The sequence below is a fragment of the Pontibacter sp. SGAir0037 genome (genome assembly GCF_005491705.1).
GTDB lineage: Bacteria > Bacteroidota > Bacteroidia > Cytophagales > Hymenobacteraceae > Pontibacter.
Genome location: NZ_CP028092.1, coordinates 1,738,299 through 1,763,384, shown reverse-complemented (window position 1 = coordinate 1,763,384; position 25,086 = coordinate 1,738,299). Strand labels below are relative to the sequence as shown.

24 protein-coding genes are annotated in these 25,086 nt (G+C 34.4%); all 24 read left to right on the top strand.

What is annotated here, in order from left to right; genetic code table 11:
• The 24 genes from C1N53_RS07290 (at position 1) to C1N53_RS07175 (ending at position 25,084) form a co-directional block, all read left to right on the top strand.
• On the top strand, positions 1–813 hold the full coding sequence (locus C1N53_RS07290) for a glycosyltransferase family 2 protein (RefSeq protein WP_137758683.1): 813 nt from the start codon (positions 1–3) through the stop codon (positions 811–813).
• Entirely contained in the window at positions 803–1,642 is an 840-nt protein-coding gene (locus C1N53_RS07285) for a glycosyltransferase family A protein (RefSeq protein ID WP_137758682.1), read from the top strand. The genes C1N53_RS07290 and C1N53_RS07285 overlap by 11 nt, the downstream gene beginning before the upstream one ends.
• Entirely contained in the window at positions 1,642–2,355 is a 714-nt protein-coding gene (locus tag C1N53_RS07280) for a hypothetical protein (protein WP_137758681.1), read from the top strand. Before C1N53_RS07285 ends, C1N53_RS07280 begins: the two co-directional genes overlap by 1 nt.
• A gap of 98 nt (positions 2,356–2,453) precedes the next feature.
• Positions 2,454–3,587 (top strand): acyltransferase, encoded by a 1,134-nt coding sequence (locus tag C1N53_RS07275; protein WP_137758680.1) that lies wholly within the window; start codon positions 2,454–2,456, stop codon positions 3,585–3,587.
• Positions 3,588–3,645: 58 nt separating this feature from the next.
• Positions 3,646–4,632 (top strand): DUF563 domain-containing protein, encoded by a 987-nt coding sequence (locus C1N53_RS07270; RefSeq protein WP_137758679.1) that lies wholly within the window; start codon positions 3,646–3,648, stop codon positions 4,630–4,632.
• Between the two features lie 108 nt (positions 4,633–4,740).
• Positions 4,741–5,745 carry a glycosyltransferase gene (locus tag C1N53_RS07265; RefSeq protein WP_137758678.1) on the top strand — a complete coding sequence of 335 codons (1,005 nt, stop codon included), beginning with the start codon at positions 4,741–4,743 and terminating at the stop codon, positions 5,743–5,745.
• A gap of 23 nt (positions 5,746–5,768) precedes the next feature.
• Positions 5,769–6,746 carry a nucleotide-diphospho-sugar transferase gene (locus C1N53_RS07260; RefSeq protein ID WP_137758677.1) on the top strand — a complete coding sequence of 326 codons (978 nt, stop codon included), beginning with the start codon at positions 5,769–5,771 and terminating at the stop codon, positions 6,744–6,746.
• Between the two features lie 287 nt (positions 6,747–7,033).
• Positions 7,034–8,032 carry an exostosin family protein gene (locus C1N53_RS07255; RefSeq protein ID WP_137758676.1) on the top strand — a complete coding sequence of 333 codons (999 nt, stop codon included), beginning with the start codon at positions 7,034–7,036 and terminating at the stop codon, positions 8,030–8,032.
• Between the two features lie 2 nt (positions 8,033–8,034).
• Positions 8,035–9,114 (top strand): glycosyltransferase family 2 protein, encoded by a 1,080-nt coding sequence (locus tag C1N53_RS07250; protein WP_137758675.1) that lies wholly within the window; start codon positions 8,035–8,037, stop codon positions 9,112–9,114.
• Positions 9,111–10,043, top strand: a complete 933-nt coding sequence (locus C1N53_RS07245) for a glycosyltransferase (protein WP_137758674.1) — start codon at positions 9,111–9,113, stop codon at positions 10,041–10,043. The genes C1N53_RS07250 and C1N53_RS07245 overlap by 4 nt, the downstream gene beginning before the upstream one ends.
• A 1-nt stretch (position 10,044) precedes the next feature.
• A complete protein-coding gene (locus tag C1N53_RS07240; RefSeq protein WP_137758673.1) occupies positions 10,045–10,926 on the top strand; it encodes an FkbM family methyltransferase in 882 nt (293 codons plus the stop codon).
• A gap of 69 nt (positions 10,927–10,995) precedes the next feature.
• Entirely contained in the window at positions 10,996–12,228 is a 1,233-nt protein-coding gene (locus C1N53_RS07235) for a glycosyltransferase family 4 protein (RefSeq protein ID WP_137758672.1), read from the top strand.
• Between the two features lie 283 nt (positions 12,229–12,511).
• On the top strand, positions 12,512–13,228 hold the full coding sequence (locus C1N53_RS07230) for an FkbM family methyltransferase (RefSeq protein WP_137758671.1): 717 nt from the start codon (positions 12,512–12,514) through the stop codon (positions 13,226–13,228).
• 13 nt (positions 13,229–13,241) lie between these two features.
• Positions 13,242–14,210, top strand: a complete 969-nt coding sequence (locus tag C1N53_RS07225; protein WP_137758670.1) for a glycosyltransferase family 10 domain-containing protein — start codon at positions 13,242–13,244, stop codon at positions 14,208–14,210.
• A 5-nt stretch (positions 14,211–14,215) separates the two neighbouring features.
• Positions 14,216–15,073 carry a glycosyltransferase family A protein gene (locus C1N53_RS07220; RefSeq protein ID WP_137758669.1) on the top strand — a complete coding sequence of 286 codons (858 nt, stop codon included), beginning with the start codon at positions 14,216–14,218 and terminating at the stop codon, positions 15,071–15,073.
• A gap of 33 nt (positions 15,074–15,106) precedes the next feature.
• On the top strand, positions 15,107–16,081 hold the full coding sequence (locus C1N53_RS07215) for a glycosyltransferase family 2 protein (protein WP_137758668.1): 975 nt from the start codon (positions 15,107–15,109) through the stop codon (positions 16,079–16,081).
• Positions 16,082–17,293, top strand: coding sequence for a glycosyltransferase family 4 protein (locus C1N53_RS07210; protein WP_137758667.1), 1,212 nt, complete (start codon positions 16,082–16,084; stop codon positions 17,291–17,293).
• Positions 17,294–17,530: 237 nt separating this feature from the next.
• Positions 17,531–18,790 (top strand): glycosyltransferase family 4 protein, encoded by a 1,260-nt coding sequence (locus C1N53_RS07205; protein ID WP_137758666.1) that lies wholly within the window; start codon positions 17,531–17,533, stop codon positions 18,788–18,790.
• Positions 18,791–18,803: 13 nt separating this feature from the next.
• Positions 18,804–19,550: an FkbM family methyltransferase gene (locus C1N53_RS07200; RefSeq protein WP_137758665.1), complete on the top strand. Its 747-nt coding sequence runs from the start codon at positions 18,804–18,806 to the stop codon at positions 19,548–19,550.
• Entirely contained in the window at positions 19,547–20,347 is an 801-nt protein-coding gene (locus C1N53_RS07195; protein WP_137758664.1) for a hypothetical protein, read from the top strand. The genes C1N53_RS07200 and C1N53_RS07195 overlap by 4 nt, the downstream gene beginning before the upstream one ends.
• A complete protein-coding gene (locus C1N53_RS07190; protein WP_137758663.1) occupies positions 20,340–21,518 on the top strand; it encodes a glycosyltransferase family 4 protein in 1,179 nt (392 codons plus the stop codon). Before C1N53_RS07195 ends, C1N53_RS07190 begins: the two co-directional genes overlap by 8 nt.
• 21 nt (positions 21,519–21,539) lie before the next feature.
• Positions 21,540–22,919, top strand: coding sequence for a hypothetical protein (locus C1N53_RS07185; protein ID WP_137758662.1), 1,380 nt, complete (start codon positions 21,540–21,542; stop codon positions 22,917–22,919).
• Positions 22,920–23,072: 153 nt separating this feature from the next.
• A complete protein-coding gene (locus tag C1N53_RS07180) occupies positions 23,073–23,936 on the top strand; it encodes a glycosyltransferase family 1 protein (protein WP_168193984.1) in 864 nt (287 codons plus the stop codon).
• Entirely contained in the window at positions 23,933–25,084 is a 1,152-nt protein-coding gene (locus tag C1N53_RS07175; protein WP_137758660.1) for a glycosyltransferase, read from the top strand. Before C1N53_RS07180 ends, C1N53_RS07175 begins: the two co-directional genes overlap by 4 nt.
• Positions 25,085–25,086: the final 2 nt, after the last annotated feature.

The following is a 25,086-nucleotide window of genomic DNA, read 5'->3' as shown; positions in this document are numbered from 1 at the left end:
ATGAAAATTAGTGTACTTACAATATGCTTTAATGCTGAAGCCTATATTGAGCGAGCCATTCAATCGGTATTACAGCAGCGACATGCTGATTGGGAGCATATTGTAATTGACGGTGGAAGTACAGATGGTACTGTTGACATATTAAAAAAATATAGTCATTTGAAGTGGATCTCGGAGCCGGATCAGGGCCAGTCTGATGCTATGAACAAAGCCTTTGCCTTATCAGGCGGTGAAGTAATCGGCTATTTAAATGCAGATGATTATTATCAGGATGATGTGTTAAGCGAGGTGATACAATTGTTTAACAGTCCTGCTTTGCCTGATATTGTAACCGGGAAGCTCAGAATTCTCTGGAACGGGGAGGTTGTATATAGAGATGCTGTAGATGACTATAAATTTATAGCTCATTACTGGTTGCATAAGTTTCCTGCTAATCCCGTTAGCTACTTTTATAAAAGAGATGTACAGCTTAAAACAGGGAACTTTCCAGTGGATAACCATCAAACTATGGACTACTGGTTTCTGCTCAGAGCCTTTCGGAACAGAAAGATCTGCAGTACAGAAATTGAGTTTGGGGTTTTTGATCTGCATGCTGATACCAAAACATTTTCCAGTCTCTCTAATAATAGTCTTAACGATAAACTGCTGCGCGAATACCTGAATTATGCTAACACATTGCCTTTATTTCATAAAATAGTATTTCTGTATCCATGGTTTAAGCTTACATATGGCAAAAAAATTTATGAGCGGTTATATTATCTTGAAATCAGAACCAGGATGTTTATTAAGACTCGTTTGTTAAATGTCAGATAAGGCTGTAATTTCCATAATTATTCCCTGCTATAATTCAGGAGATTTTTTGACTGATGCCATAGAGAGCGTGTACAACCAAACTTTTACTGGTAACTATACTATCATCATAGTAGATGACGGTTCAACAGATGGTACTACGCATGTGCTATTGAAGCAACTGCAACAGCAAGATCAGAAGATAAAAATTTTTTACCAGGAAAATAAAGGTCCGGCGGCTGCCAGAAATAGAGGAGTAAGAGCATCTGATTCTAAGTATTTGCTATTTCTGGATAGTGATAATAAACTTAGACCCGAGTACATCTATAAGGCACTAAAAGTGCTTGAAGCAAATGAAGAAATTGGTGTGGTGTATGGTGCTCCCAATTTTTTTGGAGATTCTACAGTTCCCAGGTTCACCCCACATGAATTTGATATGTATACAATGCACAGAGGGAATTGTATAGACATGTGTGCAGTTGTAAGACGAGAGGCGTGGAGCAGTGTAGGAGGATTCGATGAGAATAGATTGCTGATTGGCCATGAGGACTGGGATTTATGGATCATGATAGGAGCAAAAGGATGGAAATTTCACTACATTCAAGAAGTCTTGTATGATTATAGGGTAAGGGAAGGCTCTGTTATTGTGAATGCGAATCAAGGCGACAAAGTGGCCAAGGTATTGGAATACTTTCATGTGAAGCATAAAGAAATATTACTAAGGAATTTCAATCAGCTGTATCAAAAAAAGCTTTTTTATGAGCAGGAACATAAAAATCCTTTTCGGCTTTTTGCAAAATATTTTTATCATGAATTTTTAATTAATTTACTCCCACCCAAGCTAAAGAAGTAATGATAAAGACTTTATTGAAAAGTATTCCCTTGATTAAGAAGTATACTGACGCTAAGACAGAGCTGGTAAAGAATAATTATGCTTTAAGGTTAAGGATAGAATATTTAGAAAAAGAAAATAACATTTTATGTAAAGAAGCTAACCGCTATAAAACGAAATGCAAGATACAGTCTTCTGATACTTTAAAATTAGTTGTAGGTAGCGGAGGTATATCTATAGATGACTGGATTCTTACTGACATTGACACCTTAGATATAACGGAGTATGAGGATTGGGAATTTTATTTTAAAGAGGGATTGGTTGATGTGGTTTTCGCTGAACATGTTTGGGAGCACCTTAACATAGTACAAACAGATGAAGCAAATTTGAATATTTTTAAATTTCTGAAACAATTTGGACGGCTTCGTATTGCGGTCCCAGACGGGTTACATCCAAATTCATCATATATTGAGTATGTAAAGCCGGGTGGAAACGGTCCTGGTGCTGATGATCACAAAATACTTTATACTTACCATTCTATTACTGAAAGTTTAAACAAAGCGGGTTTTACCGTAGAACTTCTGGAGTATTGGGACGAAAGAGGAAACTTTAATTTCAACGAATATGATGAAGCTTTTGGTAAAGTTAAGAGATCAAGCAAACATGATAAAAGTAATATAGGTGGGAGACTTGAATACACTTCATTGATTGTTGATGCAATAAAGGAGAAGTAATTAATGGTGATAACTACACTCGCTTTTTTAAAGGTTGGCTAAGTAGCCTCTTATCGAAGAAGTTAATTTAACTATATTTATCAATTACGTTTTGAACAATGTTAGCTCACCATAATAATTTCGATTTTCTTAGGTTGTTGTTTGCAATACTTGTTATCATTACCCATTCATATACCCTCACAGGCGTTTTCTATAACGATGGGATGTACCAATTAACTAATAAACAGATTACTTTTTCAAGAATAGGCTTATATGGGTTTTTTACTATAAGTGGTTATTTAATTTTGCAGAGTTTGAATAACAGCTCAAGCTTGTCTGAGTATTACATAAAAAGGGTTTTAAGAATTTTCCCAGGGTTATTTGTAGTACTTGTTTTAACAGTGATATTTTTTTCCTTACTGTCCAATACATTTAGCCCAATTGGTTATTTTACCCTCTCAAAAGAGCCCTATACTTATGTGATTAGCAACCTTTTGCCCTTCGGACCTTTTCAAGGTACAATATTAGATACTATCAAAAACAACCCATATCCTGTGTTCATAAATGCATCAATTTGGACTTTACGTTATGAGGTACTTTTCTATATAGTGCTTAGTTCTATCTTCTTTATTAGGAGGAGGAAGCAAATTGTTAATCTTTTATTAGCAGTGACATTTATTGTGTTATATGTGCTTAGATTTCATGATAGTAATTTTTTACAATTTGTATTGTTTAATCAGTTTAATATAGAGCCTGATACATTTATATTAGCAAGTCAACAAACTAATTATAAGATGACTGGTTTTAGACCTTTCGCATTGATAGACTTTGGGCTTTATTTTACTGCAGGTGCTTTGTTATCATCATTTAGATTTGATTCTTATAAGAATAAGGGAAAACTTGCTAGTATATTATTTATAGTTTCATTGATTGCTATAGCTTATAATATTTATGTTCTATTAGAAGTTTTTATGTTCCCCGTCATTATTTTAACAATAGGTTTAGCTAATACAAAATGGATTGGGGGGCTTAATAGTAAGATTGGTGACCTTTCTTATGGAGTGTATATATATGGATTTGTAATACAACAAGTTTTATTACATTTTTTTGACTTTAATCAGTTGGAGTTAACATTAGCAACTATACCGATTGCGCTAATAGCTGGTTACTTTTCATGGAACCTGATAGAAAAGCGGTTTATCAGGTTGAAAAATTCAAAACAAGTCGAACCACGCATACTGGTTTCGAGATAGTGTTTCTATGAATTACGTCAATATATCTTATTTTACTAGCCTAAATTATTTTTAAATAGTGATTATTGCACATCCAGAGTACAATGTAGATAGAAATCTTCCAAGGAATTTTGAAGAAAAAGACAGGGTGTTATTTCAATTTGCTCTGTCTGTTAAAATAACTCCTACAACTGTGGAAGTGGTAAATAATGTGGATATATTAAGAAATACTATATTTAACAGATATAAATTAAAGTTTTATTCAAATCACGCTCTCTTACAAAAAGACTCTATAAAGGAAAAAATTTGTAAGCTGCTAATGTTATGTCGTTCCTCTAAGAAAGTTGATAAAGCTATCTGGATTATTGACTCATGGAGTAGTGGCTATTTTCATTGGTTTACAGATGCTCTTCCAAGATTAATTGCCTCTGAAAAATTACTAAATAACCATGTTGTTTTGCTTCCTAAGGCATATCAGAAAGAAGAATTTATCTTACAATCGCTTGAAATGTTGGATATGCAGGTTGAGTTCTACTCCACTATACAGCGAGTACATTTAGCTGAACTAATATTGCCTTCCCATACTGCACCTGTGTCTGGAAACTATAACCAGGTTTACATAAATAAAGTAAGGGATAAATTTTTGAGGGAGAACAATCTTGCCCCAACTAGAAAAATTTATATAAGCAGAAAAAAAGCCAATAAACGCAAAATATTAAATGAAGATTCTATAGTTCCTTTACTTGAATCATTTGGATATGAGTTACATTATTTTGAAGATTATGAATTTAAGGATCAGTTAACTTTGATGCATCAGACTAAGTATTTGGTTTCACTACATGGAGCTGGTTTAACTAATATGCTTTTTATGGCAAAAGGCGGAAAGATTCTTGAGCTTAGAAACGCTAATGACCCTTATAATAATTGCTATTTTTCGTTAGCGTCAGACTTAAATCATAATTACTACTACTTGTCAAATATTGGTAATACAAGTGAAACCCATAACGTTAATATAACAGTAGACATTCCAAGTTTAATAGAAGTGCTTGAGCTAATGGAAGCTTAAAATTGTTAAATAACTTGTAAGTTGATTAAAACGGTTTAGGTATAACTGCAATTCCTTTGAATATATTAAACTTTTAATTTATTTTAAATTACTATTATTAAAAATATTGTGTTAAATAATCTAGCGTTCACAATCTGTTCTATTAATTACCTTGCTCAAGCTATAACATTAGGCAATTCGCTTAAGGATTCAAATCCAGAAGTAGGATTCAGGATATATCTGGTAGATAAGCTAAAGGGCAAAGAGGATGTTAAGGATAGGATTCCTTTTACAATGGTAGAAATAGAGGATGTGCCTGTAACTGACTTCGAAGGCATGATTGTTCGATACAATATAACTGAATTAAACACTGCTGTAAAGCCTTTTATTATTGATTACATTTTTAAAACAGAGGCAGATGTAAATAATATTGTATATTTTGACCCAGATATAATGGTTTTTGGAAGTCTTGAGCCATTAAAGAAACGGCTCTCTGAGTATTCCATTGTACTTACACCTCAGATTTTATCGCCCAGTAATGAGCATCCTCATGGTATTGATGAAAAAAGTTTTTTAGCAACCGGGGTTTTTAATTTAGGTTTTTTAGCACTCTCAAGGCATGAAGAAACCTTCAGGTTCCTTGATTGGTGGAAGTTACGACTCATTGATCAATGTTATAATAATTCAACACTACAACTATTCTACGATCAGAAGTGGCTTAATTTCGCCCCAATATTTTTCAATACGGTGTATATTGAAAAAGATCCAGGCTACAATATGGCTGGGTGGAATTTACATGAGAGAAAGCTGACAAAGAAGAATAATACTTATGTGGTAAATTATAAAACTGATTTGGTATTTTACCATTTTAGTAGCGTTAAGGTTCATTCTGATAATATTTGTGAATATTTAACACTAAAATTAGATGCTAGGCCTGATTTGAAAGATGTAATTGATACCTATAGAAGCAACTTATTAACGAATGGTAACGATCTTTTTAGTTCTTATTCGTGTTACTATTCGAAGTTTTATAGAGGAATGACGGTTTATTATCCAAGGTTTCATTGGGTTACTATTTACAGAAGAACAAGAATTAATCTAGGGAAGCTTAAAAGACTTATTTTTAAAGATTAATTAATTAGCTTTTTACATTAATTATGTTTGAGACACCAATACTTTTTCTGATTTTCAATCGTCCCGGTACTACAAAAAAAGTATTTGAAAAAATCCGTGAGATCAAACCTAAGATTTTGTTTGTTGCCGCAGATGGTGCTCGTGAAGGTAATATACAAGAAGTAAACAATTGTACTCTTGCCCGCCAAATTGCAACTGATGTCGATTGGGAATGTGAAGTAAAAACCTTATTCAGAAATAAAAATTTAGGTTGTAAAGTAGCAGTGAGTACAGCTCTTAACTGGTTTTTCAGTGAAGTAGAAGAAGGAATAATTTTAGAAGATGATTGTCTTCCATCTCTTTCTTTTTTTAAGTATTGTAAAGTGCTCCTGGAAAAGTTTAGATACAATCCTGAGGTTATTACTATAAATGGTTGCAATTACGGTTATCAGTATGATAAAGCTTCTTATTTTTATTCAAGACATTTTAATGCTTGGGGATGGGCTACCTGGAGAAGAGCATCAGAAGCAGTTTTATATGATCTTCCTGATTGGGATAAATTAACTGAAGATAATAAAAACTCTTTTTTATATGGCAGGCTTAAACTTTCACCAGTTGATCTAGATAAACCTTGGATTGAATACTGGAAAAAAATTTTTGACAGTATTTCTGATGGAGCATTAAATACATGGGATTATTTCTGGCTTTATTATCAGCTAAAGAATAAAAAGTATTCAGTTTTACCTGCCGTTAATCTTATTAAAAATATTGGCTTTGATGAAATGGCTACACACACAACATTTGCCACACATCCAGCTGCTCTATTAGATGCAAATGAACTTCCGTTCCCTTTGAAGGAGAATAAAGAAGTTAGAGTGAATATTGATTTTGAAGCAAATGCTTTACAGCCAATCAGTTATATGTATATAAGGAAGCAAAATTATTTCTACATAAAGAAACAACTTTTAAAAATTCCCTTCTTCAGGCAAATGATTTGCTTTAAAAAGAAAATGTTTAGTTAATATAGAGTGGTGTCCTTCCTGTCATGCCAATCAATGGTGTACACTATATAGGTGTTGATTTTAATAATCTTGCTTTATTAGAGGAGCAAATGGCTAAGGGGACCAATTTTTTAAAACAGGTTGGAGAACAGTGCAGGGAATGGGTACTTAAAAATTATTCGCCTAAGGCAACAGCTAGTCGGTTTATTAATTTGATTGATAAATTCTGATATACTATTAGAAGTGAGAACAATTTATTCAGGAGGCTGAAAATCATAAAATGTAATTCAGTTTTAGAGGATATTAAAATGAGCAAAATCTATATTACGAGTTGTGATATGACTCCGGAAGGGGGTAGGGCACAAAAACGAAAGATGCTTGAGCTATATGAATTTTCTGATAAAACGCATTATATTACAGATGATCCTGTTTCTGCCGAATATATATTGATTTGTGATGCAGTTTGGGAAAATTATGGCAAAAAAATTAGAGATAATAAACTTCTTAGAGAGCATCCTAATAAGTGTTTCATTCTTTCTAATCAAGATAATCCTTATTATTATGCACGGGGGGTACTCACAAGCGCTGAAAAATCTGGTAACTTTCTGAACAGATATAGAACCACATCTTATTCTGCATATTATGATCCTTACCATAATCCCTTTATACTTTTACATCCTGCAGAGCAACAAGTTATAGGAGGTAAAGATTTTCTTTTCAGTTTTGTAGGAAGGAATTCTCATACTATACGAGATGCAATTTTTAAACAAGAGTTTAATAGAAAAGATATATTTATTAATAACACTTCTGATTCTTTCAATTTGTGGGATTTCCCTGATCGAAAACTACAGGAAGAATATTATAATATATTATTAAGATCAAAGTTTGCACTTTGTCCCAGAGGTTTTGGAGTTAATTCAATTAGGTTGTTTGAAGCTATGAAGCTTGGAGTCTCACCCGTTATCGTTTCAAATGATTTTATGTTGCCACTTGGACCAAAATGGGATGATTTCGCAATAATAGTAAATGAAAATGATATCCTTGAAATAGAAACTATTGTTGAAAATTATGAAAATAAGTACCAGGAAATGGGGTATAAAGCTAAAGAGAACTTTGAAAAGTATTTTTCTGATACCAATTATTTTAACTATGTAATTGAAAACATAGAAGATATAGCTGCGAAACAAATTGTCCCAGAGGTAGTAATTCTTTATTTTCTCGACGCTAAAATTTTTTTTAAAAGAATTTCTGGGTTCATAACCAGGGCTAAAAACAGAAGTTCAAGTTATATCAGAGAATTGATATAAACATGTCTAAGGATACATCAATTGCCCCTCCCCTTAATATTGGCAGTAATATATTGGAAACAGAAAAATGGCCGTGGTCATTTACCAAACAAACTGTAAATTATGATACTACAATTATTTGGCCCAAGATTTCTATAGTTACCCCTTCTTTTAACCAAGGAAAGTTCATTGAAGAGACAATTAGATCTGTATTAGCCCAGAACTATCCTAACCTGGAGTATATCATTATAGATGGTGGAAGCTCTGATGAGACAGTAGATATTATTAAAAAATTTGAACCTTGGATTTCTTATTGGATTAGTGAGCCAGACAGGGGCCAAAGCCACGCCATCAATAAAGGATTGGAAAGATGTACTGGAGAGATATTTAACTGGCTAAATAGTGATGATTGGTTGGAACCGAATGCCTTATATGAAGTGGCTAAAACCTTTATCGATAATCCTTCTTCAAAAGTTGTTTCAGGATTTGAGAACCACATTTATGCTACTGGTGAAGTTTCTTTACATGAAGGCACCATGGTTCAAAAGACACTTTCTGAAACTATAGAGATGATTCATATAACTCAACCATCTACTTTTTTCCGATTAAGTGATCTTAAACATATTGGAACCATATCAGAAGATCTACATTATCTAATGGACGGGGAAATGTGGGTGAAGTTCCTGCTGATACATGGGCAAAAAGATTTTTATAAGATAAAAAAAACACTGGTTAATTTTAGACTTCATGAGCAGTCTAAAACGTCTATGTTCCTTTACAATAAGTTTTTGCTGGAAAGGAACAGCCTTATTATAAACCTTCAGCAGTTTATTGGTATCCCTGACACAATAACAGATTTTTGGCTAAAGCATGTATTTAATGCTAATGAAGTGATTCATTTTAATAGAAACTGGGTTTTTAATACTGAACATATTTCTCCCAAACAGCTTCGGCTATATTTCATAAATAAATATATTAACCTTCAATTTCATGCAAAAGCCTACGAAAAAGCGAAATGGGGTATTAAGCTTTTGATTAAGAATAAATCGTTGGACTTATTCTTAATCAAAAGCTTACTTAAATTAATAGTTAAAAAAAGATGATCAATTCGGTTCAAAGACCACTTGTTTCTGTTCTTATTCCCTGTTATAATGTTTCAGAGTTTGTTGAAAGAGCAGTTTATTCAATATTGAACCAGAGTTATGACCATTTGGAAGTTTGGTTAATTGATGATGCCTCAACAGATAAAACCCTTTCAATTTTAAATAAAATTGAAGACAAAAGAATAAACATTGTTAGTTTTGAAGAAAATACCAAAAAAATTGGGGCAGTAAATAGTGTTCTTAAAAAGGTAAACGGTAAGTTTATTACATTTCAAGATGCAGATGATTGGTCTGACCCTGATCGCATAGCAGAACAAGTAAGTCAGTTTTTGTTAAATCCAGATTTAGGAATTTGTTTTACAGGCTATAAATATTTTGGAAATTCCAATGCTCAGCCTAGACAGATTGCTCTTACTGATGTTGACTTAAAGAAAGAATTCTTGAACTTTTGGAAGAATAGGGATATAATAGTAGCACCAACTGTTTGTTCCTCGATGATGATAACGCAAGAGGTTTTAAAGAGCACCGGGGGATACCATGAATATTTCAGGGGCAGAGTTGCTGAAGATATTCACTGGATTTATCGAATTCTTAAAAACTACCCAGGCATTACTGTAAATAAACCTTTGTATCATTACAATATTAGAGAAGGGTCTTTTACGCAACAACAATTCACTGGTAAAAATGCAAAGCAGGCTTATTCCTGGCATTTGCTTTCTAAAATAATTCATAAGGATATTTATGAGAACATTGATCTGTTAATGGATGTAAATAAAGAGGAGCTTCTTAAAACTGAATTATTAGCTTGTGAAGAAGCACTTACTGAAAGTATTTTAGCCGCTCGGCAGCTACAAGAAAATTATGAGAGAAGTATGAGTTTCAGAATAGGAAAATTGCTTCTTAAACCTATACACTTATTTTATAAGTAATATGAATAAAAGATTAATTAACAAATTAAAATATTTTATTACCAGCTTAATAAGGGAGGTCCAGAAAGAACAAAATACACAAGTTGACCAAATTAAGACAGCAGGTCAATATGTGTTAATGAAAAAGCTTTTAACTCCAGCTGAGATGCCAACTTTCGGAGAGGTCGGATTTTCTGTTCATTCAGAGTTTGAAGAAGATGGTATTCTGCTCTACATTTTCTCTCTGATAGGAACAACAAATAAACGTGTTGTAGAAATTTGTGCTGGCGATGGAACACAATGTATGGCAGCCAACTTAATTTTGAATCATGGCTGGTACGGATTATTATTCGATGGTGATAAAGGTTCGGTAGAGAGGGGGAATACCTTCTTTGCAAAACACCAATCCACATTTGCTTATCCTCCCAGGTTTGTGAATGCATGGTTAACAAAAGATAACATAAATGAATTGATAGCCGAAAATGGTTTTTTTGGAGAAATTGACTTATTAAGCTTAGACATAGATGGGAATGACTATTATATAATGGAGGCAATAGATGTAGTAAAGCCTCGTGTTATAATATGTGAAACCCATAACATTATACCAAGCGACCTATCTTTAACTATTCCATACAAAGAAGATTTTTACTACAGAGATGGGAATCAGCATGTGGAATTCAGATCCGTTTCACTTTTAGCCATGAAAAAATTATTAGCTAAAAAAGGATACAGGCTTGTAGGAGGGCATCGGTACGGTTTTAATGCTGTTTTCATTTTAAATGGTGTCGGAGAAGACTATTTTCCCGAAGTGAGCATAGAATCTGTTCATGATAATCCTTATACTAAACATCGGGTAGAAACAGACTGGGATAAGGTTAAACATCTTCCTTGGGTACAGATCTGAGCTGGATCTTAGTATCAGTAGCACTTGTTTGTAGCTCTGCTGAGTAAACAATATTACACTACTTGCCCAATGGCTACTATCCTGACTATTATTCCATATTCATTTTACCCTCCTGTAAATGGTGGTGCACTACGCTGTTTCTATCTTCTCCGGGAAATGGCACGGTACCATACCATTTATGTACTTACCACCCAGGATCCTGAAGATTTTCACCATCAAGGGGAACCTGAATTCCCTGACAATGTGTGCATAATTAGTACGTATGGCGCAAATAAGTATCACTCTATTTTCAACATTCTACCGTCGAGGATCGCTGATGCGCTAAACTACAGGTACATAGTGAGATCTGTGTCCGCAACAGCCAATGAAACGCTTTTAAGGTCTTACTCAACCCTGCAGAAGCTGCTCCATGAACAATCATTTGATATTATTTTTTATGAAAGCTTGAACGCTCTGGGGCTCTTCGGAGATATTATCAGACGAAAAACTCCTACTGCTTACCATTTGTATGATGCCCACAATGTAGATTCTAGGTTATGGCTGCAGCAGGCTAAAGCGCAAAAAATTAAAAAGTTGAAAGCATATGCAAAGGATGCACTCTCTCTTGAAGAGAAGCTTTACAAGAAGGCAAATGCTTTTTTTTGTTGCAGTGAAGAAGATTATAGAAAACTAACTTTTTTGAATAAAAACAAAATACAAGGTGTTGTTATTCCGAATGGAGTAGACCTAGCCGAGAAACCTCTCGATGAGCGTAATGATAAACATTTGAGTAAGCAGCTCATTTTTTGTGGAAGCCTGGATTATCTACCAAATATGGAAGGTCTGCTTTGGTTTTACGAGAAAGTTTATCCTATGGTGAAAGGTAAAATTCCTGGTGTTAGCTTAACTATAATAGGGAGTAATTCTCAACCAAATACGTTTCAAAATTTGATGAATGACTCGTCTGTTGATTTTGTGGGTAGAGTAAGGCGTGTTGTGCCCTATTACCATCGATCTGCTATTGCTATTGCACCTTTACTAAGCGGGAGCGGTACCCGTCTTAAAATTTTGGAAGCCATGAGTTTAGGTAACCCGGTGGTATCTACTAAAGTGGGAGCAGAGGGCATTCTATATAATAATGGGGAGCATCTATTGATAGCAGATAGTGCGGAGCAGTTTGCAGAGCAAATTGCAAGTTTATTAAGCGACAGTTTGAAATTTAATACAATGAGAACTCAGGCATATGAATTGGTGAAAGCTAATTATAACTGGAAGATGATAGGGGATTTGGTTAATAACTATATTAGTAAATTAGCCAGTTAATAATGTTCAGACGAAAATGATTCTTAGCAGTGCCTTGCCCCCTACTATTTGGTTCAGGATTATATTATTAGCTTACTTATTACACACAGTATTCTCTTTCTTCGGATTCTCCGGACCAAAATATCTTTGCCAGCATAGTTGCAGGTTATAGTTTTGCTATTAATAAAGTAAGATGACACACCAGGAAAAAATGTATTTAGTCCGGTCAATTAAAGTATGCATAAAAGAAAAATTTGAAATTCATAATTAGGTTTTTGCCTTAAGATTTTATAAGATATAAAATATGCAGTATTACTCACAATATGGACAGGATAGCTTTATAGTTAAAAACTTATTTAAACATAAACGGAATGGTTTTTCTCTAGATGTGGGAGCTTATGATGGTATAAATATGAGTAATACATTTGTTCTAGAAAAAGAATTGGGTTGGAAAGGCATATGTATTGAGCCTAACCCTGTAGTTTATGAGCAACTTAAAAATAATCGCTCTTGCACAATACTAAATTGTTGTATCAGTGACAAAGTTAGTAATGTACAGTTTATGGCTGTAAGTGGTTGGGGAATTATGCTGAGTGGTATCTTAGACTTCTTTGACAAAGGACACATTCAACGCATAGATCGCACAATTGAAGAACACGGAGGAAGTAAAGAACTTATAGAAATTCCATCTCTGCCGCTTCAAAACATTCTAAATGAGTATAATATAAATGAAGTTGATTATTGTAGTATTGATGTTGAAGGAGGAGAACTCAAAGTTTTAGATTCTATAGATTTTGCAAAAATAAATACAAAGATACTCTCAATTGAAAACAATTATGGAACAGAACACATTAGAAATTATCTAAAACCTTTTAGGTATTCCTTACTAACAAAGATTGGTGCCGATGAAATTTATGAAAAGAATTCAAGAAATCTACTTCTAATATTAAGATTCAAGATGAAAATGATGAAGAAAGATTTATCTCAGTTCATAAAATTCTTGTCGAATAAGAAACAATAAAAAAATACTTGTATTGAGCGCTAAAATTAAAAAGCCGTTCAAAATTTGGTTTTCCGATATGTGGCCAAATTTTGATTTTCAAAATAACTACTTTACTATTTATTTAAGTCAACACTTTGATATAGAACTAAATCCTAAACCAGATTTCCTTATTCATTCTGTCTATAGCAAAAATTATTTGAAGTTTAACTGTTATAAAATCTGTATTACTGGAGAAGATACTAGGCCCAATTTCAGCGAAAGTGATTTCCACATCGGGTTTGATTATAATGACAGTCCCCGTTATCTAAGGTGGCCTCTCTTCTTGATGAACAAGTATAGCCCAGATTATTTAATAGAAGAGAAGGATGTTAATTTGATATTTAAAAAAAAGCAAAGGTTTTGCAGCTTTGTTGTAAGTAACTCATATGCTAACGAAAGAATAAACTTTTTTAATAAGCTCTCTGAGTACAAAAGAGTAGATTCTGGAGGAAAGTGCTTAAATAATATTGGTTCGCCCGTTGTTGATAAATTTGAGTTTATAAGTAAAAGTAAATTTAATATAGCTTTTGAAAATTACTCTTCTTCCGGTTATACCACAGAAAAAATTTTTGATGCCTTTATTGCAAACTGTATTCCTATTTACTGGGGAAACCCTTGTGTAGAGGCTGATTTTAATGAGAAAGCATTTATCAACGTCCATAAATATAATTCTATTGATGAAGTTATAGCATATATAAAATATTTGGATAGGAATGATGATGTCTATAAATCTGTTTTAAGTGAACCTGCTTTTCTTGATAACAAAGTTCCTGAACAATTTCAATTGAAAAAGTTCGTAGAGTTTTTCGCTTTCATTTTTGAGCAATCAAACCAAAAGAAAAAAGTTTATAAATTCGCTCACAAAGGCATATACCTGTGGTATCATATTAAAGCAGAGTTGAATCGTTACAAAGCAAAGTTGGCCAGATTTAAAAATAGCCTGCTGAGCAAAGTATCTTAAATAGAATGGGAAATCGTCCTTTGATTAGTGTATTGATGACAGCTTATAATAGAGAAAAATATATAGCAGAGGCAATAGAAAGTATTATAGGGTCTGTTTATAATAACTGGGAGCTTATTATTTCAGATGACTGCTCTACTGATACTACTTTAGAAATTGCAAAAGCATACGCAGCAAAGGACAACCGGATAAAGGTATATAGTAATGAGTATAACTTAGGTGACTATCCTAACAGAAACCGTGCAGCTAGTTTGGCATCTGGTGAGTTTCTGATGTATGTTGACTCTGATGATTTACTGTTCCCTGATGCGATGGAGCAGTGCCTGGGGCTTTTTGATCAATTCCCTGAAGCTTCGTTTGGTATTTATAACCCTGATGCTACCATAGCAAAGGCTTTAGAGGCAAAGCAAATTATTAATCAGCATTTCTTTGTAAAACCCTGTTTGTTAATTGGACCGGGTGGTACTATGATTAAACATGATTTTTTCAGGCAGATTGGTGGCTATCCTACTAAATACGGTCCAGCTAATGATTGTTATTTTAATTTAAAAGCAACTTCTAAAGTTATCACTATATTGTTGCCTTTTGAGCTAAGTTATTATAGAAGACATGAAGGGCAGGAAATAAATAATAAATATGCTTATTTGGCTAATAACTATCTTTACCTTAAAGATGCATTAAATGAACTTAATTTACCTTTAAGTTTATCGGAGAAAAATTTTATACTAAATAAAAACAAGCGTCGATTTTTAATAAATATTATAAAATACTATACCAGGACTAAAGATTTTGCTAGAACAAGAATAGCGCTGAAGGCAACTGATTATGGTATAAAAGATTTAATGAATGGAATATTTCATTAGAGTTATGAATATTTTTTACTAATTGACCTTGTTATGCTGCCGAAAGTCTCAATTATAATTCCTATATACAATGGTGAAACCTTTATTTCTAATGCAATTACTGCACTTTTAAAGCAGACATATCAGAATACAGAAATTATAATTGTTGATGATTCTTCGGTAGATGCTAGTTATGAATCTGCTAAGAAATTTGAATCTCCTAAAGTAAAAGTATTTAAGCAAAAGAATGCTGGTGCTGGTGTTGCTCGTAATACAGGGTTAGTACACGCAACAGGAGAGTACATTCAGTTTATGGATGTGGATGATTTCTTGTCGGAAGATAAAATAGAGAGGCAAATTAAAGCTTTAAAAGGTCAAGAAAACAAAGTAGCCGTATGCAATTACATTAGTTTCTTAGATGAAAGTGAAATACTGGGCAAGCCTACTCCTGGGGATCAATCCCACTTTATCTACTCTTCTGATTCACCCGTTGATTTTTTAATTAATCTCTGGGGTGGTTATGGTAATCCGAATTTTATCCAGACAAACTCATGGCTAACGCCTCGAAAAATAATTGACAAAGCAGGAGAGTGGCGTAACTATAGGTGCCCAGATGATGATGGTGAGTTTTTTGCACGCGTACTATTAGCCAGTGAGGGAGTTGTGTATGTGCCAGGTGTTTATAATTACTACAGAAGATTGGTTGCTGATGGCAGTTTAAGTAACAATACGAATAAAAAGCATTTGCAGAACACTTTGCTCACTATTGATTTAAAACACCATTACCTGCACCAACACGTAGAAAATTCTGCACTCAATATGGCAATGGCTACGCAATATCTAAATTTTGCCGTATCTACATACCCTCGCAACAAACTGCTATCCCAAATTGCTTATAAAAGATACAAGTCCTTGGGGGTAAAGGTTCTTCCACCCAAGCTAGGGGGGGAACTGGTTGAAGTGGCGAAGAATTTGTTTGGGTGGAAAGCAGCCAGAATATTAAAGTTTTATTTAAGGGAGCAGCGGTAAATGAAAAGATTACTGTTTTTAACTTCAAATAATTTAGCCACTAATCCACGATTGGTTAAGGAACTGCGACTTGCAGAAAATCAATTTGAATGCACTGTTTTTTCCTTTGATTTTTCTAATTGGAGTGATCCTTTAGATGAGAAACTTAGATCCTCTTTGGCGAATGTTGTTTTCAATCGTCTCTCCGCTAGTAAAAAACCATTATTTACATGGCTCTTAAGCTCTGTTATTGAAAAAGCTGCTAAAATTCTATACCCGCTGAGCAGGAGAAGCATGCTATTAAATGCATTTGGTCATTCTAAAAGAAGTTTTTTGCTTTGGGTGGTTTTAAAGTGGCATAAACCTACTTATGACTTAGTTATTGCACATAACTTAGCTTCTTTGTATCCAGCATATATCTTTGCTAAAAAGAATAAAATTCCCTTTGCCTTCGATGTTGAAGATTATCACCCGGGAGAAAAAATTGTAGATGACTTCGAGAATGAGCGCTCCAGACGGATATTCCTGATGAAGCAATTATTGCCAGCCGCTGCTTATATAAGTTATGCTAGTCCCTTGATTGGTGAGGAAACGTTGAAGCTTATAAAAAATCTGAACCGCAGTTCATCTATTCTGGTTAACAACTCCTTCTCTACTAAAGAATTTGCACCTCCAGTTGATAAATATAGTAGCAAGCTGCATTTTGTCTGGTTTTCTCAACATATAGCTGCAGGTAGGGGGTTAGAACATATTATTCCTGCGCTCTATAAGTTCAAAGATTCTGTTCAGATCACCTTGATCGGTAAACTGAATTCTACCTTTTTTAAATCGTATTTACAAACTTATTCTGATATTCTGGATATTCAAGAGCCGAAGCCTCAGTCAGAACTGCATAAGCAGCTAGGAGCGTACGACGTTGGACTTGCATTCGAGTCGGGAGCAGCCGACTTTAATAGGGATATTTGCCTAACGAATAAGATGTTTGCTTACGTACAAGCCGGATTGTTTGTAATAGCCACTAATACTAAAGGGCAAACTTTATTTTTAAAACAAAACCCATGGTGCGGCATGCTCACAGGAGTTACATCAACTGAGCTGAATAAAGCACTAAAAGAACTTATTGCTCAAAAGCAGGAAATAAGGAAAAATGCTAGATCTCGATTTGAAAATGGCAAAACATTGGCCTGGGAGAATGAAGAGGAGAAGCTACTTAATTTATGGAAAGTAATTTGAAAGGCTCAATACATTCAAAATTTATAGTATACTGAAATTCATAATGTATTGAGGCTTCATTCTTTTAAACTATAATAACAAATATACTTTCTTCAATTACAGACTTCTAAGAATTGTTTTCTAATGTCTGCTTTTTATATATGATCAGTAAATAAGTTATTTATATTTTGCTGGAATGGCTATAAATTAAGAAATTAAAGAATATGTTCAAAGTAAAAATATAGCAGTTTCAATTTTTTGAAAAACTTACTCATCATATACCCGCACTGGCCGCCTTCTAATCTAGCGGGAGTTCACCGCCCCAGACTAATTTCTAACTTTGTATCTGAGTTTGGATGGCATCCAATTGTGCTAACAGTGTTGCCTGGATACTATGAAGAGGTACCTGACCAAGATATAGCTAAAACAGTTGCAGATAATGTGGAGGTAATTTATACGAAGGCTTTTAAGCTTACTACCCCACGTTTGATAGGAGACATTGGATTAAGAGCATTTACTTTTTTATACAAGGAAGCTCTGAAACTAATTAGAGAAAGGCAGATTGATTTTGTCTGGATTCCAATACCTTCTTTTTATACGGCACTTATGGGTAGAATTTTGCACGAAAGAACTTCTGTTCCCTATGGCATAGATTACATTGACCCATGGATAAGAGATATCCATAATCGTAAGAACTGGCGTTCAAAACTTAGTCTACAGATTGCTAAAATTCTTGAGCCAATAGCGGTAAAGAAGGCGTCTTTATTATCCGGTGTCTCCGAAGCGTATTATAAACCAGTTAGAGACAGGAATTTTAAGAACAAAGAAATTGAGCACATTGGAATGCCGTATGGTTTCGATCCTCATGATCATGAAATTGTTGTTGATAATATTTTGTTTCCATGGTCAGACATTCCAGATTGCCATCCACTAGTTTATGCCGGCGCTTTTTTACCAAATTCTCATTTGTTTATCAAAGCTATGTTTAGTGCTGTCAGTAAAATGGTCAAAAATGGAGCATGGGACAGCAGAAAGCATTTTTACTTTCTTGGTACTGGCTTTTATGATGGTAAGTCTATTGCAGATTATGCCAAAGAATATGGTATTCAATATTTAGTGCATGAGTTTAGAGAGCGTTTTCCCTTCTTACATGTGCTTAACTATCTTTCAGCAGCCTATGCTGTAATGACCATAGGAAGTACAGAAAAACATTATACAGCCTCGAAAATTTTTCAAGCTTTATTAAGTAAGAAACCCGTTTTAGCTGTTTTTCATGAAGAAAGTAGTGCTGTTTGTTTACTAAAAGAATGTAAAGCACTCCGATTTCTGGTTGAATATAACCCAAGCATAAGCTTTTCAGAATTAGAGGGAGAGTTCACGAAGAGGTTACAGTTTCTTTTCGAAAATAAAGTAGTATGGGAGCCGGATTTAAGTAATTTAGAGCAGTATTCATCTAAAAATTCAGCTAAACTTTTAATTATGCATATAGAATTAGCTTTGAAGGACCAAGGCTCATAAACCTTAATTTATCATGCAGAAAATCAAAGTATTATTAAGGTATATCAACAGGTTTGGCATTGCATTTACAGTAAGCTTTTTAGTACAGCGCTTTATACTGAAGAAGAGTATAATCAAGCTTAACCTAGATAGTTTGAAAAGGCCAATTTATTTAAGAAATAATTATTCTGATTTTCAGGTTTTTACACAGATATTCTTAAATGATGAGTATTTAGTAGACAATTTATCTTCTCCTAAAGTTATTATTGATTGTGGCGCTAACATAGGATTAGCTTCTTTGTTTTTTATAAGCCGCTATCCCGATAGTAGTATAATAGCTCTTGAACCTGCAGCTGAAAACTATAAGATGCTTTCTAAAAATTTAGGTAAATATCATAATGTTTCAATTCTTAATAAAGCTCTGTGGAGTAGTAAAACTTTTATCTCTATAAAAGATAATGGTTGGGGAGATGCTGGATTTATAGTAGAAGAGTGTCAGCAAAATATCACGGGTTGTATCGAAACCATAACCCTTAATGACTTAGTTGAACAATACGAGCTAAATGAGATTGATCTACTTAAAATGGACATTGAAGGAAGCGAAGAGCAAATATTTTCGGGTGATTATAGTTCTTGGTTAGGACAGACTAACAATATGTTTGTGGAAATACACGAAAATTTAAAACCGGGTATTACAGACAAAATTCTTAGAATTACTTCGACCAATTATAGTGTTAATACGAATGGCGAGTATCATATTTTTTCTAGAATTTCATCATGATAGCTTTTGTTATACCTGTCAAACCTAAATTTAATTCTAAAGACTGGGGAAATGACAATGCATTACTGTCTAGAACTTTAAAATCTATTTGTAATCAAACAAATAGTGGCTTTTTAGTTTATGTAGTTTATCATGATCTACCTGAGCTAACCTTTGATCATCCTAATATCAAATTTATTCAATATCCTTTTAGCTATCTTAACAGTGATAGCATCGAAGATTTAGAAGATTATGCATTAAAATATTATAGCAGGAAGTATGCTGAATATATGTTTGATAAAGGGAAAAAAATAACTTTTGGCTGTGATAAAGCAAAGAGAGATGGTTGTAATTTTATAATGGCGGTTGACAGTGACGATCTTGTTTCAAATAAAATTGCAAAATTTGTAAACAGTTCTTCAGCTTCTAAGCCTGGATGGGTAATAGAGAAGGGGTATATCTACCTCGAGAATTCTAAATTTTTAATTAAATCCAAGCTCTTGCAGGGAATTAACGGTAGTACGCATATTATCAATAGCAATTTAGTCCCTATTCCTGATCTCGAAACTAATAGGCTATTTGATTTTAATTTTTTTGAATCGCATGGTTATTTAAGAACTAGAATTCAACAATTATATAATATGAATTTAGAAACATTACCTTTTTACGGTGCTATCTATATAGTTCATAAATTCAATTCATCTGCTATTTCTGATCTTGTAACTAAATTTAAAATTAAGACTTATCTGAAATATTTAATTTTTGGAAAATTGTTAGATAGTAAGACCAGAGAAGAATTTTCTTTATACAATGTATAAAATTAAATCCTCCGCAAAAAAATGCAGGATAGCAATTATAAGTAGTCATCCGATTCAATATAATGCACCTCTTTTTAAATTATTGGCAGCAAATCCTTATTTAAAAGTAAAGGTCTTTTATTCCCTGGGCGAATCTTACTTGAGAGTAAAAGATAAGGGGTTTGCAAAAAAAATTAAATGGGACATTCCATTATTAGAAGATTACGAATATAAATTTCTGACAAATTCTTCAGGCAACCCCAGCACTTCCAGTTTCAATGGCATAGTCAACCCAACGATCATTGATGATATTACTGAATTTAAGCCAGATATCATTTTAGTTTATGGATGGAGCTTTGATAGTCACTTAAAAGTTCTTAGGCATTTCAAAGGTAAAGTTAAAATATACTTTAGAGGGGATTCAACATTGTTAAATGAAAAACCAGGAGTTAAACGTTTCATACGTAAACTATTTCTAACCTGGGTGTATAGTCATATAGATAAAGCTCTTTATGTTGGAACAAATAATAGGCAGTATTATTTGAAGTATGGTTTAAAAGAGAAGAATTTAGTTTTCGCACCGCATGCCATAGACAACGCACGATTCGGAAATGATATATTATATAATCAGGAAGCGTTTCAACTGAGGGAAAGTCTAAAAATTTCAAAATCAGCTACTGTTTTTGCCTTTATAGGCAAATTTGAGGAGGTAAAAAATCCTCTTTTACTTCTTGCTGCGTTCAAGAAGATCAAGTTAAATAATATTGCTTTGCTGATGGTGGGGGATGGCGTTCTGGAGTCTGCATTAAAGCAGGAGGCAAAAGAGGTAGCCAATGTTCATTTTTTACCTTTTCAAAACCAATCCATTATACCATCGATTTATAGAATGGCTAACGTTTTTGTTTTGCCTTCTGTAAGTGAAACCTGGGGATTGGCTGTGAACGAAGCAATGGCATGTGGTTTACCTGTAATAACAAGTAGTAAATTAGGGTGTGCCGTTGATTTGGTGAAAGAAGGCAGGAATGGTTATATATTTGAATCTGAAAATTTGGAATCTTTATCCGAAAAACTGGTGTTGTGTGCATCTAAACCTATAGCAGAGTTGAAGGAAATGGGTTTGGTCTCTAAGGAGTTGATAGCAGATTGGAATTTTGATAGAGTTTGTCACGCATTCCTGGATAATTTACCATAAAATATAGTTTATTCAGTTCAGATGGACAAGCTTATAAAGCACAAAGTATCCGATAAAATCTATTTTCAATTTTTCTCACTATTGATAGTGGGTATATTGATCCTTGTATTCAGCTCTTTGTCATTTCTTGCATTAGTCGGTGCACTTTTCTCACTTTATATTCTAAATAATTTAATGTTTAGTTTTGGCGAAGGCATCCCAATTAATTTGTTAATTGTTTTTTTGGCTTGTCTTCAGTGGATAATAGGACCTATTTTAAGTTATTATACAGGTATAAATCATCCTTTTTACGGCATGCAGGTGCCAGAAGAAGAGTATTTTAATTACATTATTCCTGGTGTAATTCTATATCATCTAGGGTTGTTACTTCCTGTGGCAGGGGTTAAAGATATCCCTAAAACGACTGTTAATGATTTGCATTCAACAACTTCACTTAAAACCAAGGCTGCTTATTATCTTATTGATATTGGATTTATTTCTTCTTTTGCATCTGCTTTTGCACCAGCATTCCTTATTTTTTTTCTACACCTACTCTCACAGCTAAAATTTATAGGCTGCTTTTACCTATATACCAGTAATACGTCAAAAAAAATAGTACTTTATATTGTATTCGGCTCCTTGGTTTTAGATGCTTTGGCAGCAGCTATGTTTCATGATCTGTTATTATGGGGACTTTTTTTCCTGTTTATTTTTTGTATAAAAAATAAGGTGTCTCTTACGAAAAGGTATTCAGCATTATTACTGGTGATGTTTTCATTGCTTGTCCTACAATCAGTTAAGTATCAATTCAGGAACGTTGCTTGGTCTGGTTCCTCCCTAAGTACACTAGATCGAACAGAATTATTTTTTGGGATGGTGAAGGAGAGTTTACTCTCTCCTGGAGCATTGTTCGATTCTAAAGCCAATGTTACTACCATCACTCGCTTAAACCAGGGCTGGATCATCTCCAGGGTGATGACCTTTGTGCCTAATGTAGAGCCATTTGCGGAAGGCGAGACAATTGAGGGTGCTTTCAGTGCTGCGCTTTTACCCAGGTTCATTTCAGAAAACAAGGCAATGGCCGGAGGCCGGGTAATGATGGAGCGGTTTACTGGAATTATTTTACAGGAAGGAACCAGCATGAACATCAGCCTGATTGGGGAAGCCTATGGGAACTATGGTAAAGAGAGAGGAATGCTGTTTATGTTTTTCATTGGGCTGGTGTATAGCTTTATGTTACGCTATATCTTTCTCAAGTGTAGAGAAAATCCAACCTTACTGCTTTGGATTCCATTCCTTTTTCTGCAGGTGATCAAGGCTGAAACAGACCTTACCACTACGCTCAATTACCTCACAAAGGCAGCCATCACAATGTTTATAGTGTTTTATGGCTTTAGAAAGGTCCTGAAACTGGAGCTTTAGAAACGGGAATGTGCCATGCTTGTTAGTTTCTTTTTCCGTAAACCAAGTCTCTCTTTTTACAGCATTGAAACTCTGTTCAATGTTATCATTAAGAATCTCCTAAACCATAGCTCTAATAAAATTTTTTTACCCTATAAAACAGCCATTCATCCCGTGGCTTTAATAAAAAATTGCTTTTATGCTGCCCGCAGACAGGGAGACATTAACCATATTACGGGGGATGTAAACTACATTGCCTTGGTATTAGATGGAAAAAAGACTGTCTTAACCATTCACGATATTGAATCCCTAGCTGGTTCTAATTGGTTGAAGAATCTTTTACTTTCCCTTTTCTGGCTAAAGCTTCCGGTTAAAAGGGCTGCATTTATTACTGTTGTTTCACATCACAGTAAAAAAAAGCTGATTCAGGCCACAGGTGTATCTGAGAGTAAAGTGGTGGTGATACCTAATTGTATACAGATTCCGGAGGCAGCCTACAAGCCAAAGGAAACTATAAATAAGCAGGAACCGGTTTTGCTCCAGGTGGGAACTAAAAGCAATAAAAATCTTTCAATGCTGGTGGAAGCTGTTACAGGCTTGTCCTGTAAAATACTTATTTTAGGTAAATTAACGGAGGATCAGGTAAATTTATTAAATCGACAGGGCATTCGTTATGAAAATTATTTTAATTTGAAGTATCAGGAGGTGTTGGAGCTTTACTACAAAGCGGATATACTTACTTTTGTTTCAACGTACGAAGGATTTGGAATGCCAATTTTGGAAGCGAACGCTTTAGGAATACCTGTTATCACCAGCAATACTGCCTCTATGCCCGAGGTAGCGGGAGAGGGGGCTCTCTTCGTAAACCCTTACAAGGCTTCAGAAATAAGGGCCGCCATTGAAAAGTTAATTGAAGATGACCAGTTAAGAGCTTCTTTAGTAAAGGCTGGCAAGGTAAATGTTGCCCGTTTCAGTCCGGAAAAAATAGCATCGCAGTATGAGGCTTTATATGCCCGTGTAACTGAAACAGCCAAGTGAAACCTTTACCTAAGATATTAATTTTTATAGACTGGTACCTGCCGGGGTTTAAAGCCGGGGGACCTATACAGTCGTGTGCCAACTTGGTTGCTCATCTTAAAGCCTATTTTCAGTTCTATATTATTACCCGCAATACCGATTATTGCTCAGATATACCCTATCCTGGTGTAGCTTCTGACTCCTGGAATGAGGTGGAGGGCGTTCAGGTATATTATCTGTCTAAAGATAAAATCAATTACCGAAATATTAAACGGTTAACAGCAGCAGTACTGGCTGATTATATCTATATCAATGGTATCTATTCTTTAAATTTTTCTTTGATACCATTAGTCGTAGCTAAAAGGCTGAGTCATAAGCATATTATAGTGGCAGGGCGCGGTATGTTTGCCCAAAGTGCTGTGCAGGTTAAAGCAACAAAGAAAACCCTTTTCTTTAAAATTGTCAGGCTTCTTCGGCTTTACCAGGACGTTACGTTTCATGCTACCAACCCAAAGGAGGCGCAGGATATTAAAGGACTTCTTGGTAGTGAAACAAACGTGTGGGTTGCTGCCAACATGGCAAAAGCTGTTAACGCTGGTTCACTTTCTGCAAGAGAAAAAAAAGCAGGGGAATTGAAGCTTGTAAGTATAGCCAGAATATCTCCTGAAAAGAATACATTGTTTGCATTAGAAGTTCTGTCAGCTTACGAGGGCACCGGAAAAATCTGTTTCGATATTTATGGCCCGGTTTATAATATTGCCTATTGGGAGCAGTGCCAGAGAGTAATTGCTAAAATGCCGCATAATGTATCTGTCAGGTATAAAGAAAGCCTTGATCGTGAACTTGTATTTGAAACGTTAAAACAGTACCATGTCCTTTTTATGCCGACTCAGGGTGAAAATTTTGGACATATTATCCTGGAAAGTCTCACAACGGGTTGTCCGGTTATCATCAGTGATCAGACACCCTGGAAAAATCTGCATGAAAAGAAAGTTGGTTATGACATCGCCCTGACAAACCATCAATCATATATAAAAGCCATTGAGGCTTTTCTGGGCATGGAACAGGAGCAGTACGATCAAATTTCAGCAAATGCTTTTAATTGCGCCATCAGCTTCATACACGATCCAACTCATATAGAAGCTAACAAAGCCTTATTTAAAGTGTAACT